Source organism: Lentilactobacillus kosonis (assembly GCF_003864335.1).
In the GTDB taxonomy this organism is placed as follows: domain Bacteria; phylum Bacillota; class Bacilli; order Lactobacillales; family Lactobacillaceae; genus Lentilactobacillus; species Lentilactobacillus kosonis.
Genome location: NZ_BEXA01000002.1, coordinates 106,359 through 121,426 on the forward strand (window position 1 = coordinate 106,359; position 15,068 = coordinate 121,426).

The window sequence follows — 15,068 nt, forward strand, 5'->3', positions numbered from 1 at the left end:
ATATTAACGGAGGAGAACTTCTTCTCCGTTTTTTATTACCTAACAAAAATAATTTATAAAATCAGGAGGTTACTCAATTGGCAAAACTTACAGTTTCTGACCTTGAACTTGAAGGCAAAAAGGTACTAATGCGGGTTGATTTTAACGTTCCAATTAAAGACGGTGTTATTGGTGACGATAACCGTATTCAAGCTGCATTACCAACAATTAACTTTGTATTAGATCATGGTGGAAAGGCAATTTTGTTCTCTCACCTTGGCCGTATCAAAAAGGAAGATGACAAGAAGGATCTTTCAATGCGTCCAGTTGCTGAAAGACTTTCAAACTTGTTAAATAAGCCTGTTATCTTCGTACCTGTTACCGAGGGTGCCCAACTTGAAGACGCCATTGCAAAAATGGACAACGGTAGTGTTCTTTTATTTGAAAACACTCGTTTTGAAGATGTTGTTAACGGTGAATATGTAAAGCGTGAATCTGGTAACGATCCTAAATTAGGTGAATACTGGGCTTCATTAGGTGATGAATTTGTAAACGATGCCTTTGGTACTGCTCACAGATCACATGCCTCAAACGCTGGTATTGCTGAAGCAATGCATAAATCAGGAAAACCAGTTGCTGCTGGTTTCTTGATGGAAAAAGAAATTCAATTCTTAGGTGAAGCTGTTAATGCACCAAAACGTCCATTTGTTGCTATTTTGGGTGGTGCTAAGGTTTCTGATAAGATCGGTGTTATCGATAACTTACTTGATAAAGCTGACAAAATCATTATCGGTGGTGGAATGACTTACACATTCTACGCTGCTAAGGGTATTAAAATTGGTAACTCACTTGTTGAAGAGGACAAGATTGATGTTGCTAAGAGTATCTTAGAAAAGGGTGGCGACAAGATCGTTCTCCCTTCTGATAATGTTGTTGCTACAAGCTTCAGCAACGATGCTGATCACAAAGTCGTTGAAGGCGATATTGATGATGGTTGGATGGCTTTAGACATTGGTCCTAAGTCAGTTGAAGAATTTAAGGCAGTTCTTAAAGATGCTAAGACAGTTGTTTGGAATGGACCTATGGGTGTATTCGAAATGTCTAACTTTGCTAAGGGAACCCTTGAAATTGGTGAATACCTTGGTAGCTTAACTGATGCTACTACAATTGTTGGTGGTGGTGATTCAACTGCTGCTGTTAAGCAATTGGGAGTTTCTGACAAGTTGACACATATCTCAACTGGTGGTGGAGCTTCACTTGAATACCTTGAAGGTAAGACACTTCCTGGTATCGCTGCAATTGACAACAAATAATCATGGAAAAGCTTAGCAATTTTGCTGAGCTTTTTTTGTTAAATAAAAAATTGGTATATGTTTATTGGTGGCTTTGATAGCAAATATTAGGTACAATAGCAGTAACTAATGTATAAGGGACTGATCGTGTAATGAGAACACCGTTTATTGCGGGAAATTGGAAAATGAATCTTTCCGTCAAAGAAGCAGTTGATTTTTTACATCAATTATCTGGCAAATTGCCAGATCCTTCGGATACGGAAACGGCAATTGCGGCATCACCACTTTTTTTGGAGAGCATGGTTGAAAATAGTGATGATTTACCACTGATAATTGCTGCAGAAAATTGTTTTTATGAAGATACTGGAGCTTATACTGGAGAAACGAGCCCATTAGCTTTAGCCAAAATGGGTGTCACGCATGTGATCATTGGTCATTCAGAACGCCGTAAGTATTTCAAAGAAACTGATGATATTATCAACAAAAAGGTCCATGCAGTCTTTCGAAATGGTTTGACCCCAATCGTTTGTTGTGATGAAACTATGAGTCGACGTGAATCTCCAGACAGAATTTCTTGGGTAGTTAGCCAAGTAACTAATGCACTTAAAGGAGTCACTGAAGAACAGGCTCGTTCAATTATTGTTGCTTATGAACCAAGCTGGGCAATTGGAAGCGGTAATATCGCTAGTGCATCAGAAGCTGAAGAGGGATGTTATCTAATTCGGCAAACAATTGCTGACTTGTATTCTGACGATCTGGCCAATGATGTTCGAGTTTTATATGGTGGTAGTGTTAATGATGAAAATGCAGCTGATATTTTGGATCAGAATGACATTGACGGCGTTTTAGCCGGCGGTGCTAGCTTGAAACCGGAGTCATTTTTAAATTTAGCCAACTTTCTTAAAAAATAGTGAGATAGTTAAGAATTTTTATATTGAAACTTTGTTGATAAACTAATAGAATTGAGTAGAACCTTGTATAAAAGGTCACAACTTTCGTTAAGGAGAGAAAAAAACATGTCAATTATTTCTGATATTTATGCTCGTGAAGTCCTTGATTCACGTGGTAACCCAACTGTTGAAGTTGAATTGTATACTGAAGCAGGTGCAATGGGTCGCGGAATCGTTCCTTCAGGTGCTTCTACTGGTGAACACGAAGCAGTTGAACTTCGTGATGGTGATAAGGACCGTTACATGGGCAAAGGCGTTCAAAAAGCCGTTGACAATGTAAATAACATTATCGCTAAGGAAATTGTTGGTTACGATGTAACTGATCAATTAGCTATTGATAAAGCAATGATCGAATTAGATGGTACTCCAAACAAAGGTAAATTGGGTGCTAACGCAATCTTGGGTGTTTCTTTAGCTGCTGCTCGTGCTGCTGCTGACGAACTTGAAGTTCCATTGTACAACTACCTTGGTGGTTTCAATGGTCACACTTTGCCAACACCAATGCTTAACGTTATCAATGGTGGTAAGCATGCTAACAACAAGGTTGATTTCCAAGAATTCATGATTATGCCTGTTGGTGCACCAAGCATCAAGGAAGCAATCCGTTGGAGTTCAGAAACATTCCATAACTTAAAGAATCTTTTAAACGAACGCGGTTACTCAACTGCTGTTGGTGATGAAGGTGGATTTGCTCCTGACTTGAAGAACAACGAAGAACCATTTGAAATCTTAGTTGAAGCAATTACTCGTGCTGGTTACAAACCAGGCAAAGATATTGCTATTGCCTTTGACTGTGCTGCATCAGAATTCTACAACACTGAAACGAAGAAGTATGACTTAGTCGGTGACGGCAAGTCATACACTGCTGACGAATTCGTTGGTTTGCTTGAAGAAATCGTTGACAAGTACCCAGTTATTTCAATTGAAGACCCATTGGACGAAAACGAATGGGCTGATTGGCAAATGGCTACTGAACGTCTAGGTAAAAAAGTTCAAATCGTTGGTGATGACTTATTTGTTACTAACACTGATTACCTTAAAAAGGGAATTGACAGTGGCGTAGCTAACGCTATCTTAATCAAGCTTAACCAAATTGGTACTTTAACTGAAACAGTTAACGCTGTTGAAATGGCTAAAGAAGCTGGATACACTGCTATTATTTCTCACCGTTCAGGTGAAACTGAAGATACTACAATCTCTGACTTAGTTGTTGCATTGAATGCTGGTCAAATCAAGACTGGTTCAATGAGCCGTGGCGAACGTATCGCTAAGTACAACCAATTGATGAGAATTGAAGATCAGCTTGGCGATGTTGCTGAATACAAGGGTATCGATGCTTTCTATAACTTGAAGGCTGATGCACGTCAAAACATCCTTAACAAGTAATAATAAAAAAAGTCGTCTTATGACGGCTTTTTTTATTTAAAAAATAAATCACCTCCATTTGCGTATTTAACAATTGAATACACAAATGGAGGTTTTTTAATGAAAAAATTTGCAATAATGTCAGTTGGAATTATGTCGATGTCGCTGGTCATGTCAAATGTCCAACCAATTTTGGCTGATACGAATTACTCTGAGTCACAAGCTAATAACGAATCTAACTTGCAAGTTAGGTGGGATAGTCGTTACTTTGTTGTTAATACAGACGGAACGCAGGAACTTGTTAAGCAAGTACTAAACGACAGTTCGATTAAAACTCGCCTTGGTGGGATGGTCATCCCGACTTCAGAAAATTCCGGTGGTTGGATTTTACTTAATGATGATCCAATCAAGGCAACTAAAAAGGATGGTCAATTTGTAATTGTTCCCCGTAATCTAACGCAGCCCAAGGCTAGCGTTACCCTTAAATTGGTTGATGATTCAGGAAATGAAATTGCAAAACCAATTGTGCTAACTAAGGCATCTGTAAAGGGAAAATTAATTTTACCTCCTGAAACACAAATCGATGGGTATGCGTTAACTAATCGAGAAAAATTACCGACTAACGTTGATGAAGATAAGATTGAACTAACGTTAGTTTATAAAAACATCAAAGACGATCATGATGTGACTGACAAAGATGAGTCTGATGATATTAAACCGGAAAATCCGGATCGTGATTCTTCAGTAGTTGAAAATGATGATTACCAATCAGCTAAGGATAAGGACGAAGAAACCCAAACGAATATTTCGAACGAAACAAAGAGTGAAGAGGTTCAAGTTGATGCAGGTAAATCTGGAGAATCGACTACTACGCAAACTGATGAATCAGAGCTAAAAGATGTAGACACCCAAGCTGATACCACCATTGAAACTACTATTGAGGGTACACAAATCAACGACGTTAACCTTGGCGATGCCGTGACGCAAACGGATTTAATTAATTCCAAGGATGAATCCAATCAAGCAGAAATCACCAAAAATTCAGTTGATGGATCAAATCAAACTGATGATTGGACAACTCAAAATCGAGGAACGCAAACTAACAGTAATGTAGATAGCAATGTATCCGTTGATCCCGTTTCAAGCAAAGATGTTATTAATAATAAGGTTCCAGTTGGTCAAGCAAACGTTAAGAATGCCGAGTATCAAGTAACCGGTAAGACCGTTCAAGGAAAAATTCTGTTTAGTCGGGTGATTAATTCCACTAGTCAAGGTAATCACTTAGAATTTAATGTACCAGGATATGTAATTTTAAGTAGCGAGTTTAAAAACAATGAATTAACACTAAATTACGTACCAAAACCAATTAATATTTTAGTAACAGCTTTAGATGAGCAAGGTAAGTCCTTATATCAATCGAGATTTACTTCAGTGTTTGGAAGTAAATTTAAATATACTCCAGTTCAAATTTCTGGATACAAATCGCTTGATTCAACGATTGATAAATTTTTGTCAGCTGATGATTTAGTTGAATATCAAGTTCATTATCAAAAATTACAAAAGTTAAATACCAAAAAAACAGCAAAGGAGAAAAAGACAAAAGTCAGTTAAACGGACCACAAAAAGGGCTAAAAAGAACACAGAGAGGGTTAAGAAATCACCTAAGAAGAAAAAGGCGAAATTATCCAAGACTACAAAAAAACGAGTAACTGCAAAAAGAGTTAATAGTAAAGTCGTACGACATGCAATTCATTAGTGTCTGAAATTTCCGAATTAACACTAGATGCCTGTGGTAATATAGTTTAGGAGACTATGTAAAGGGATGAATTTAGTGCGAATTCATATTAATTGTAATAGAAGTCAAATCAAGTTAATCGGTAGTGGTTTAATTATTGGCGTGTTGGTTGGTGCCGTGGTGGCTACCTTTAGATTTTTAATTGAACGCCTTCAGTCAGTCTTTGAATTCATTTTTAATCAAGGCAAGACCAGCTTGATGTGGTTAGGTTTAGGAATCGGATTATTTATACTAATTGCAATCGTTAATGATTTGCTTTTGAAATCTCATCCAGAAATTAAGGGGTCAGGAATTCCTCAAGTTGAAGGTCAGTTAATGGGACTAATCGATTATTCATTTTGGCCAGCGTTATGGCGAAAATTTATTGGTGGAGTGTTATCGATTGGAAGTGGCTTGTTTCTTGGTCGAGAGGGTCCATCTATTCAATTGGGATCAACTATTGGTCAGGGGGTTGCTAAGTGGACGAATCAGATAGGTATCAATAGGAAAGTGTTGATTTCTAGCGGGGCAGCAGCTGGATTAAGTGCGGCCTTTAATGCACCAATTGCTAGTACGCTGTTTGTTTTGGAAGAAATCTATCATAACTTTTCAACTAACATCTGGCTGATTTGTTTAACCGCCTCGATCTCTGCTGATTGTATTGCGACATATATTTTTGGCTTGAAGCCAGTTTTATTTATGTCAAGCACATCATTACCAATTAAATTTTTTGGTTGGGTACTTCCGTTAGCGCTACTACTGGGTATATTTGGTCGAATATACCAGTTAATGTTACTGAATGTTGATAAGCTATATGCTAAGATCAAAATAATACCACGGTCGTTTAGCGGCGTTATTTCATTAGCATTATTAATTCCGATAATGATGGAATTACCAATTATTATTGGTGGTGGAAGCAAATTGATTTTGTCGCTACAGTATTTAAAATATTCTCTTACGTCGTTAGTCGTCTTTTTCATAATTCGCCTAATCTTCTCTGTATTTACGTATGGTAGTGGTTTGCCAGGAGGAATATTCTTACCTATGTTGTGTCTGGGAGCTTTGTTAGGAGCCGCTTATGGAACGATAATGGTCAACTTACACTTCATCCCAGCAATTTACTTTCCATCGTTTGTAATCATGGGAATGGCTGGATATTTTTCTTGTGTTAGTAAGGCTCCATTTACTGCAATTCTATTGATTACCGAAATGGTTGGTACACTTTCTCACTTACTAGGTTTGGCATCGGTGGCGCTATTGGCTTACTTAGTTGTTGATCTACTGGGTGGTAAGCCGATTTATCATTCATTATTGTTGAAAATGCTTGGCAAGGATGAAAACAAGACAGAATCAATGTTATTTGATTCGATTGAAACGGTGTTTGTTGGTTCTGAAGCGGACGGCAAAGCGATTAAGCAACTTAAATGGCCTAATGGTTCATTATTAATTAAAATTAACCGCCATGGTGATGAGATTATTCCGTCAGGTGATATAATATTGAATGCAGGAGATGTGTTAATTATTAGAATTACTGGTAATAAGCGTCAGCAGGCGATTCATAGTATTCATATGTTGACTAGATAATCAATGTTTTGCTAGCATATTTATGCTGATTATGATAATGTAGTATGAGTACTATAAGCCGATTGAATTGGTAGGAGGCTATCACGTGTATAATTTTTTATTAACACTATTGATAATTGATTGTATCTTAATTACAATTGCTGTTTTGATGCAACCATCGAAGACAAATGATGCAATGTCAGCATTAACTGGTGGTGCAGATGATTTGTTTGCTAAGCAAAAGCCTCGTGGCTTTGAAGCTTTCATGCAAAGAACCACTTTGGTTTTAGGCATTATTTTCTTTGCACTTTCACTAGCTCTAGCGTGGTTTTCATCACACTAGAAAATTCCTCCTGTTTAAATGCAGGGGGATTTTTATTATAATTACGGTAAATGGTAATTGGGGATGAAATAAATGGCTCAACCAGGAACATTTTATTTTGATCATGGTAATAAGGCGATTATTTTGCTTCATGCTTTTGCTAGTGGACCTGTTGATGTTAGACTATTAGCACGCCGACTTGAAAATGAAGATTATTCGATTTATGCGCCAATATTTACTGGTCATGGTACCGATGACTTTACGGATATCATTACTAGTGGCTCGCCGGCTGTATGGTGGCAAGATGTCGTTGATGCAATTAATTTTGTTAAGTCTAAAGGAAAAACCGAAATTAGTATTTTTGGGATTTCTTTGGGCGGAATCTTTGCTGCTAAGTCTTTGGAAGAGTATCCTGAACTAGTCGGTGGTGGTTCATTTGGGTCGCCTATTGTCCGTAATGGTCGTTCAAATAATGTTAGAGCGACATTTTTACAAATGGCTATTACTAATTACCGGCGTTTTAAAGTAGATGAAGAGACAATAAAGACTAAAGTGCAGTGGCTTGATGATAATATCGACCCGTTACTAAGTGAAATTAATGATTTTGCTAATGGGGTAGCGGAGGACCTTGCAAAGATTCATCAGCCATACTTTATTGGTCAAGGGTTAGCAGATGAAATGGTTGATTCACAGAGTGGCCAGAGAATTAAGGCTAAGTTAGTTAATAGTCAGGTGGCTTTTCATGAATATTCTGATGCTAGTCACATGATTACGGTTAATTCTGCTCACACGGAATTAGAAACCGATTTAAAGTCGTTTTTAAATAGAATATACTAAAATTAAAGTAAATTGAGGAATAAATTTTGCAAGATAATGAATTAAAAAATGAAATTGCTAACGTTCTTGTCGGTCATCCTGACAAGTCGTTTTCTGTAGAAGAAGTTGCTGATGTTTTGAAGTACCATGGTTCAGCAGCATTTAAATTGATTGTTCAAGAATTGGCTGTATTGGAAAGAGAAAAGGTTGCTTCGGTTACTCTAGACGGCAAGTTCCAACTTAATCCTGAAAAGCGTAAACTAACAGGGATTTTCCATGCTAATGATAAGGGATTTGGTTTTGTCGCATATGATGAAGTTGAACCTGACGCTTACATTGCCCCGGACAATACTATGTTGGCACTTAATGGAGACACAGTTGAAATCGAAATTGTCCGACCAGGTTCTGCCGATCAATCTAAAGGACCTGAGGGTAAGGTTACTGCAATTGTTGATCATAAGTACAAGTCTGTAGTTGGCGGATTTTCTAAGCCTGATGATGACCGTGGGTATTATGGTGAAGTAAAATTAACTGATAAGAAAATTGCTAAGTATAAATTTTATATCAATGATGTCGGAATTAAGCCCACACCTGGTGAAGTGGTCACGGCTCAAATCGTTGAATATCCTAATGCTAGTCATCCAGACTACATGGTGGGAATTGCAGAAAAGGTAATTGGCTCAGTTGACGACCCAGGAATTGATATTTTGCAAGTGGTATATGCTCATGATATCCCAGCAGAATTCCCTGAAGAAGTTACTGAAGCCGCTAATGCAATTCCAGATCATGTTACTGAAGAAGAAAAAATCGGTCGCGAAGACATTACTGATCAAACGTTAGTAACAATTGATGGTGAATCTTCAAAGGATTTAGATGATGCCGTAACTGTTTGGCAACTACCAAATGGTAATTATCATTTAGGAGTTCACATTGCTGATGTTAGTCATTACGTTACACCAGGTAGTCCATTAGACAAAGAGGCATTTAGACGTGGTACTTCCGTATATTTAACTGACCGAGTAATTCCAATGCTTCCTAGAAGATTATCTAACGGAATTTGTTCACTTAACGAGGGTGAGTTAAGACTTTGTATGAGTTGTGAGATGGAAATTGATCAATTTGGAAATGTTATTAAGCATCGAATTCATCCGAGCTTGATGAGATCTAAAGCTAGAATGACATACACTGCAGTTAATCAAATCTTAGAAGCTCATGACGAAAAGACAATGGATCAATATAAAGAATTGGTACCAATGTTTGAACAGATGGGTGATTTACATCGAATTTTAGCTAAGAACCGAAAAATCATGGTGCCATTGATTTGACGATCATGAAGCAGAAATTATTGTTGATGAAAAAGGTCATCCAATTGACATTAAGGTTAGAGTGCGTGGATTAGCGGAAAGAATGATTGAATCATTTATGTTAGCTGCTAATGAAACGGTTGCTCAACATTATTTTGAACAACATGTGCCATTCCTATACCGGGTCCATGAAACGCCTGATGCTGATCGAATTAAGACCTTCTTTGAAACGTTGACTGCTTTTGGAATCAACGTTAAGGGTGATCCCGAACATATTCAACCTAAGACTCTTCAAAATGTGCTTAAGCAAGTGGCTGGTAAGCCTGAGGAAACCATGGTTTCAGTTATGTTACTTAGAAGTTTGAAACAAGCTAAGTATTCAGACCAATCTCTTGGTCACTTTGGTCTTGCTGCGCCTTACTATACTCACTTCACGTCACCAATCAGACGTTATCCTGATACGATGGTTCACAGAATGATTCATTACTACGATGAAAATGGGATTAACGAAGAAACTAAAAAGAAAATTTGCTAACGTGCTTGATGAGGTCGCCGTAACCACGTCAGAATATGAACGCCGAGCTATCGATGCTGAACGAGACACCGATGCTATGAAGAAGGCTGAGTACATGAACGACCACGTGGGTGAAGAATTTGACGCCGTTATTAGTTCAGTACTTAAGTTTGGAATGTTTATTGAATTACCTAATACTGTTGAAGGATTAGTTCATATTAGTCGAATGGATGATGACTATTATGAATATGTTGAACAATTTATGGCTCTTGTTGGTAGAAATACTCGTAGAACATATAAAATGGGTCAGCCAATTCGAGTGAAGGTTATCAATGTTGATGTTGAACAAAGTGCTGTTGATTTTGACATTGTTGATCCACAAAATACACCGACAAGTGATATTTTGCCTAAGCGTCGACATAATGATAATTATCGCGGTGGTAATCGTCAAAACAGTAATAGTAACAATCGGAACGGTAATCGAAATAATAGTAATAATCGAAATGGTCGAAATAATAACCGAAATAGCAATAGTAATAACAGCAATCATAGCTCAGGTAATCGATCACGCAACAATAGCAACAGTCGCAAGCACTAAAAAATCATGAGGTGAGATTATGGTTAAGAAAAAAACCAAAAAAAATGACGATAATCTAATGGCTCAAAATAAGAAGGCCCGCCATGATTATTCCATCGAGGAAACTTATGAAGCTGGAATTGTATTGACAGGAACTGAAATTAAGTCAATTCGAGATCGGCGATTAAATTTAAAAGATGGATTTGTGCAAATCAAAAATGGTGAAGCGTTTATGATGAACGTTCACATTAGTGAATATACTAATGGGAATCAGTTTAACCATGATCCGTTAAGAAATCGTAAGTTATTACTTCATAAAAAGGAAATCAAGCGGTTGGCTGGTGCTTCTTCAGATAAAGGGGTTACAATTGTGCCATTGAAAGTTTACCTTAAAAATGGTTTTGCCAAGGTATTAATTGGTGTTGCCAAGGGTAAAAAAGAATATGACAAACGTGAAACGCTTAAACGAAAAGAGCAAGATCGGCAAATTGAACGGGTTATGAAGCATTATAATTAAATTAAAAGGGATCTAATTCAATTATCGAATTAGATCCCTTTTTGAATGGATTAACTGATGGTGGGGTTAAAGTGATTAAATGGATTTTTGGAGATGTTTAGTTGGCTAGTGGTTACTGGATGGTTCAAAATTGCAGCAATTGCCACCATTATTGATTCGTCATTAATATTATCAGTAGAGATAATCCTAACAACATCGCCATGAGTGTTGAACGAGTGAATTGTGCCAATCCGTTTCTGCTTTTTAATAATTGAATAGTTTTGTTTTACTTCGTTGCCGATAATTAACCAATTGATTCCCTTAATATAAATGGTTGAATAGTGTAATGATAAGTTAATTATTGATGTGCCGACTAATTTATCTAAGTAATAGATATCAAACCGGGGGCTAGTTCCTAGTGTAGCTTGTTTGATTTCACACAGTAATTCTCCGGATCTTGAATAAATTGAGTAGCTGTCAGTAACAAGACCCCATCTGCCGACTACCAAGTATTGATTGTTACTAAATTCATTGATAACCTTAGTGGCGTGTGATCGTTCAAGCTCTGACACGTTGATTTGAATTTTTCTTGCCATAACATTATCCCTTTACAATGATTTAATTCATTTTAACACGGGATTTAATAATTGATTACTGAATGTTATTTAACTTTTGATATGGTAAAATGGATGTTGAGGTGTTAGGAATGAAACCGTTTATCAAAATGATTGGTGGGGTGTTTTAGAGCCAGAGTTTGAGAAGGAATACTATCAACAACTTCGCAAGTTTTTAGTCTCTGAATATCAGACGCAATTTATCCATCCAGACATGGATAATATCTTCGAAGCATTTAAATTAACCCCGTTTAGTAAGGTTAAAGTGGTTATTCTTGGTCAAGATCCTTACCATGAACCAAATCAGGCCCATGGATTGAGCTTTTCAGTTTTACCAGGAGTAAAGGTGCCACCATCGCTAAGAAATATTTACAAAGAGTTGCAATCTGATTTAGGAATCAAACCAGTTAATCATGGTTATCTAACTAAGTGGGCTCAGCAAGGGGTTCTAATGCTTAACTCGGTGTTAACCGTCAGAAACGGTCAGGCCTTCTCTCATAAAGGTAAGGGTTGGGAACAATTAACTGATGCAGCAATTAGAAAATTATCTGAACGTGACCAACCAGTTGTTTTTATTCTTTGGGGACGAGCTGCTAGGGATAAGATTTCGTTGATTGACACAGAAACGAATATCGTTATCCAATCAGCTCATCCAAGCCCATTATCAGCAAGTCGAGGATTTCTTGGTTCAAAGCCATTTTCTAAAACCAATGAAGCTTTGATCGCAATGGGCGAGGAGCCAATTGATTGGCAGTTACCTGAAAATGTTAACCAGCTAACCTAGGTTCAATTACATTAATTGGAGGAATGATGATGGAATTATTTGAAAGTCTTAAACAAAAGATTCAAGGTAAACAAATTAGAATTGTATTTCCTGAAGGCAATGATGAACGGGTAATTAAAGCAACCGCTAGATTAGCTCATGAATCATTGATTCGACCAGTTATTTTAGGTTCAAATGACGAAGTTTCTAAATTAGCAAACGAATTAGATGTTGATTTGGATGGTGTAGAAGTCGTTGATTACTTAAATCAACCCCAAGATGTAATTGATCAAATGGTAAATGCAATTGTTGAACGTCGAAATGGAAAAACTGATGCTGATAAGGCACGTCAATGGTTGAATGATCCTAATTACTTTGGGACAACAATGGTATATTTGGATAAAGTCGACGGAATGGTTTCTGGGGCTAATCATCCAACCGGTGATACCGTTCGACCAGCATTACAAATTATTAAAACTAAACCTGGCGTTAAGTTGATCAGTGGCTCATTTATTATGCAACGGGATAACGAACGTTATTTGTTCGCAGATTGTGCAATTAACATTGAATTAAATGCTGAACAAATGGCTGAAGTGGCCATTGAAAGTGCTAAAGTTGCCAAAACATTTGATATTGATCCTAAAGTGGCCCTTCTAAGTTTTTCAACTAAAGGTTCCGCTAAGGGTGACATGGTAACTAAAGTTCAGGAAGCAACTAAAATTGCTAATGAAGCAGCTCCAGAATTACCGATCGATGGTGAATTACAATTCGATGCCGCTTTTGTACCTGAGGTTGGGACTAAAAAAGCTCCTGATTCAAAGGTTGCCGGACATGCCAACGTATTCATATTCCCTGAATTACAATCAGGAAATATTGGTTATAAAATCGCTCAAAGATTTGGTGGCTTTGAAGCTATTGGACCTATCCTACAAGGCTTAAACAAACCGGTATCAGATTTGTCACGTGGTAGCAATGAAGAAGATATCTACAAGGTTTCAATCATCACTGCTGCTCAATCATTAACAAACGACTAATTAAATTAACTTAAGGATTGTGGTGATTTATTGCCGCAATCCTTTGATTTTAAGGGAGGAATTCAGATTGCAGTCAGTAAAAGTTAAATCGGCCGAAGAAACTATGCAAATAGGTAAAAGATTAGCTCCCTTGTTATCCGCTGGCGATGTAATTTTGCTAGATGGTGATCTAGGTGCTGGAAAAACCACTTTTACCAAGGGATTGGGTGAAGGACTTGGCATTAAGCGGTCAATTAAAAGTCCAACATTTACAATTATTCGAGAATACTCCGGTGGTCGTTTACCACTTTATCATATGGATGTCTATCGATTAGAAGATGGTAGTGGTGATGAACTAGGACTAGACGAATATTTTAACGGTGATGGAGTTAGTGTGGTTGAATGGTCACAATTTGTGGAAGACACGTTACCCCAAAATTACTTAAAAATTAGCTTTCAACGACTAGATAATGAATCTGATAGTAAACGACGACTAACTTTCACCGGAACAAGTGAACGGTATAATCGAATTATTAACCAAATTTTAGGAGATTAATAATGGCTGAAGAAGTGGACTTTCGGTTAGCAAATGAGGCCGATGCGGCAGCAGTAATCGAACTATTAAAAAAATTGCAAACTGAATCCGACACTTTTGTGGTAGATTCTGATTTGAATTCCCTAACGGTAGAAGATGAAGCAAAGATGATTTCGTTGATTAATTTATCGAAAAGTAGCTTGATTGCTGTGGCTACACTTAGTGATGAACTAATTGGAATTGTCACGGTTGAATTTTTAAAGAAGGGAATTGGTGAACTGGGTGTGGCTGTGCTTAATGAATATCAGGGATATCAAATTGGCTCAAATCTGGTTGAATTAGCAGTTGAATGGGCAATTGACTATTCTAATTTGAATAAGATGGCCTTGACTGTATTTAAGGACAATGCACCGGCAATTCACATTTACGAAAAGTATGGATTTAAAGTAGTTTCTGAACTGGCCATTGATGATCGTGCGTCAGTATACATGGAAATTGATACAGCAGATATTTAAATAAAAAGCCTACCGAAATATTTCGGTAGGCTTTTTATTTAAAACTGGATTAAACAGTTTTAACAAATGGAATCAAGGCTTGGGTGCCAAAGACTTGTTGTTCATATAGCAAGATATTAGCACAAGCAACACTATCATCTAAGGCGTTATGGTGATGTTCCAAAGGAATATTGAATTCATCGCATAAAGTGTTTAATTTATGATTTTTCAAATCTGGATAAAACTTTTTAGATGTTTTCAGAGTATCAAGTGACATGTAGTGTGGCAACTCGATTTCATAGCGTTCTAATGAGCGTTTTAGGACACTATTATCAAACGAAGCATTGTGAGCAACCACTAAACGATTGGTTTTGAAGATATCGTTAATGTGCTCCCATAATTCGGCAAAGTTGGGGGCATCCTTGACGTCAACAGCCGTTAAGCCATGAATCTGAGTGTTTCGCCAATCAAAATCAGTCTCCGGATTAATCAACGAATAAAATTGATCCGCAATTTGATTGTCACGGACGATGGTTAAAGCCAAAGAACAAGCGCTTGCTCGCTGACGATTGGCAGTTTCAAAATCAAATGCAACAAAATTCATGTTTTCACCTCAATTAATGTTGTTAATTGTAATTGTAATTAGCTAAATATGCAATCAGTTTAATCGCCGAATGAAACGGGCGACTAGCTTCCA

At 37.3% G+C, this 15,068-nt stretch carries 13 protein-coding genes and 2 pseudogenes; 13 read left to right on the top strand and 2 right to left on the bottom strand.

Annotation, left to right across the window (positions count from 1 at the left end):
- The first annotated feature begins 77 nt into the window (after nucleotides 1-77).
- The 9 genes and pseudogenes from NBRC111893_RS03425 to smpB all read left to right on the top strand — a co-directional run bounded on the left by NBRC111893_RS03425 (nucleotide 78) and on the right by smpB (nucleotide 10,973).
- On the top strand, nucleotides 78-1,292 hold the full coding sequence (locus NBRC111893_RS03425; RefSeq protein WP_125008001.1) for a phosphoglycerate kinase: 1,215 nt from the start codon (nucleotides 78-80) through the stop codon (nucleotides 1,290-1,292).
- 131 nt (nucleotides 1,293-1,423) lie between these two features.
- Nucleotides 1,424-2,182, top strand: coding sequence for a triose-phosphate isomerase (gene tpiA, locus NBRC111893_RS03430; RefSeq protein WP_125008002.1), 759 nt, complete (start codon nucleotides 1,424-1,426; stop codon nucleotides 2,180-2,182).
- 105 nt (nucleotides 2,183-2,287) lie between these two features.
- Nucleotides 2,288-3,607 carry a phosphopyruvate hydratase gene (gene eno / locus NBRC111893_RS03435; protein WP_125008003.1) on the top strand — a complete coding sequence of 440 codons (1,320 nt, stop codon included), beginning with the start codon at nucleotides 2,288-2,290 and terminating at the stop codon, nucleotides 3,605-3,607.
- 99 nt (nucleotides 3,608-3,706) lie between these two features.
- Nucleotides 3,707-5,197, top strand: a complete 1,491-nt coding sequence (locus tag NBRC111893_RS03440) for a hypothetical protein (RefSeq protein ID WP_125008004.1) — start codon at nucleotides 3,707-3,709, stop codon at nucleotides 5,195-5,197.
- Nucleotides 5,198-5,408: 211 nt separating this feature from the next.
- Nucleotides 5,409-6,944, top strand: a complete 1,536-nt coding sequence (locus NBRC111893_RS03445) for a ClC family H(+)/Cl(-) exchange transporter (RefSeq protein ID WP_125008005.1) — start codon at nucleotides 5,409-5,411, stop codon at nucleotides 6,942-6,944.
- An 85-nt stretch (nucleotides 6,945-7,029) separates the two neighbouring features.
- Entirely contained in the window at nucleotides 7,030-7,266 is a 237-nt protein-coding gene (secG, locus tag NBRC111893_RS03450; RefSeq protein ID WP_125008006.1) for a preprotein translocase subunit SecG, read from the top strand.
- A gap of 72 nt (nucleotides 7,267-7,338) precedes the next feature.
- Nucleotides 7,339-8,082, top strand: coding sequence for an alpha/beta hydrolase (locus NBRC111893_RS03455; RefSeq protein WP_125008007.1), 744 nt, complete (start codon nucleotides 7,339-7,341; stop codon nucleotides 8,080-8,082).
- Between the two features lie 26 nt (nucleotides 8,083-8,108).
- Nucleotides 8,109-10,477 (top strand): annotated as a pseudogene (rnr, locus tag NBRC111893_RS03460) (ribonuclease R).
- A gap of 19 nt (nucleotides 10,478-10,496) precedes the next feature.
- A complete protein-coding gene (gene smpB / locus NBRC111893_RS03465) occupies nucleotides 10,497-10,973 on the top strand; it encodes an SsrA-binding protein SmpB (RefSeq protein WP_125008008.1) in 477 nt (158 codons plus the stop codon).
- Between the two features lie 50 nt (nucleotides 10,974-11,023).
- Here the strand turns inward: smpB and NBRC111893_RS03470 are convergent, their stop codons facing one another.
- Nucleotides 11,024-11,548: an LURP-one-related/scramblase family protein gene (locus tag NBRC111893_RS03470; protein WP_125008009.1), complete on the bottom strand. Its 525-nt coding sequence runs from the start codon at nucleotides 11,546-11,548 to the stop codon at nucleotides 11,024-11,026.
- 110 nt (nucleotides 11,549-11,658) lie between these two features.
- On the opposite strand from NBRC111893_RS03470, the pseudogene NBRC111893_RS03475 reads away from it, so the two are divergent.
- From NBRC111893_RS03475 to NBRC111893_RS03490, 4 genes and pseudogenes are all read left to right on the top strand, one after another.
- Nucleotides 11,659-12,350: pseudogene (locus tag NBRC111893_RS03475) on the top strand (uracil-DNA glycosylase).
- Nucleotides 12,351-12,379: 29 nt separating this feature from the next.
- The gene (gene pta / locus NBRC111893_RS03480) at nucleotides 12,380-13,363 is read left to right on the top strand and encodes a phosphate acetyltransferase (RefSeq protein WP_125008010.1); all 984 of its coding nucleotides are present in this window, start codon (nucleotides 12,380-12,382) and stop codon (nucleotides 13,361-13,363) included.
- A 103-nt stretch (nucleotides 13,364-13,466) separates the two neighbouring features.
- Nucleotides 13,467-13,898, top strand: coding sequence for a tRNA (adenosine(37)-N6)-threonylcarbamoyltransferase complex ATPase subunit type 1 TsaE (tsaE, locus tag NBRC111893_RS03485; RefSeq protein WP_230402945.1), 432 nt, complete (start codon nucleotides 13,467-13,469; stop codon nucleotides 13,896-13,898).
- A 2-nt stretch (nucleotides 13,899-13,900) separates the two neighbouring features.
- Nucleotides 13,901-14,392, top strand: coding sequence for a GNAT family N-acetyltransferase (locus tag NBRC111893_RS03490; RefSeq protein ID WP_125008012.1), 492 nt, complete (start codon nucleotides 13,901-13,903; stop codon nucleotides 14,390-14,392).
- Between the two features lie 49 nt (nucleotides 14,393-14,441).
- Here NBRC111893_RS03490 and NBRC111893_RS03495 read toward each other — a convergent pair whose 3' ends face one another.
- On the bottom strand, nucleotides 14,442-14,975 hold the full coding sequence (locus NBRC111893_RS03495) for a 3'-5' exonuclease (RefSeq protein ID WP_125008013.1): 534 nt from the start codon (nucleotides 14,973-14,975) through the stop codon (nucleotides 14,442-14,444).
- Nucleotides 14,976-15,068: the final 93 nt, after the last annotated feature.

Coding starts and splice junctions, on each gene's coding strand:
- NBRC111893_RS03455 (WP_125008007.1), top strand. CDS start 7,339: ATGGCTCAACCAGGAACATTTTATTTTGATCATGGTAATAAGGCGATT.
- NBRC111893_RS03495 (WP_125008013.1), bottom strand. CDS start 14,975: ATGAATTTTGTTGCATTTGATTTTGAAACTGCCAATCGTCAGCGAGCA.
- NBRC111893_RS03440 (WP_125008004.1), top strand. CDS start 3,707: ATGAAAAAATTTGCAATAATGTCAGTTGGAATTATGTCGATGTCGCTG.
- tpiA (WP_125008002.1), top strand. CDS start 1,424: ATGAGAACACCGTTTATTGCGGGAAATTGGAAAATGAATCTTTCCGTC.
- NBRC111893_RS03490 (WP_125008012.1), top strand. CDS start 13,901: ATGGCTGAAGAAGTGGACTTTCGGTTAGCAAATGAGGCCGATGCGGCA.
- tsaE (WP_230402945.1), top strand. CDS start 13,467: ATGCAAATAGGTAAAAGATTAGCTCCCTTGTTATCCGCTGGCGATGTA.
- NBRC111893_RS03445 (WP_125008005.1), top strand. CDS start 5,409: ATGAATTTAGTGCGAATTCATATTAATTGTAATAGAAGTCAAATCAAG.
- NBRC111893_RS03470 (WP_125008009.1), bottom strand. CDS start 11,548: ATGGCAAGAAAAATTCAAATCAACGTGTCAGAGCTTGAACGATCACAC.
- smpB (WP_125008008.1), top strand. CDS start 10,497: ATGGTTAAGAAAAAAACCAAAAAAAATGACGATAATCTAATGGCTCAA.
- eno (WP_125008003.1), top strand. CDS start 2,288: ATGTCAATTATTTCTGATATTTATGCTCGTGAAGTCCTTGATTCACGT.
- pta (WP_125008010.1), top strand. CDS start 12,380: ATGGAATTATTTGAAAGTCTTAAACAAAAGATTCAAGGTAAACAAATT.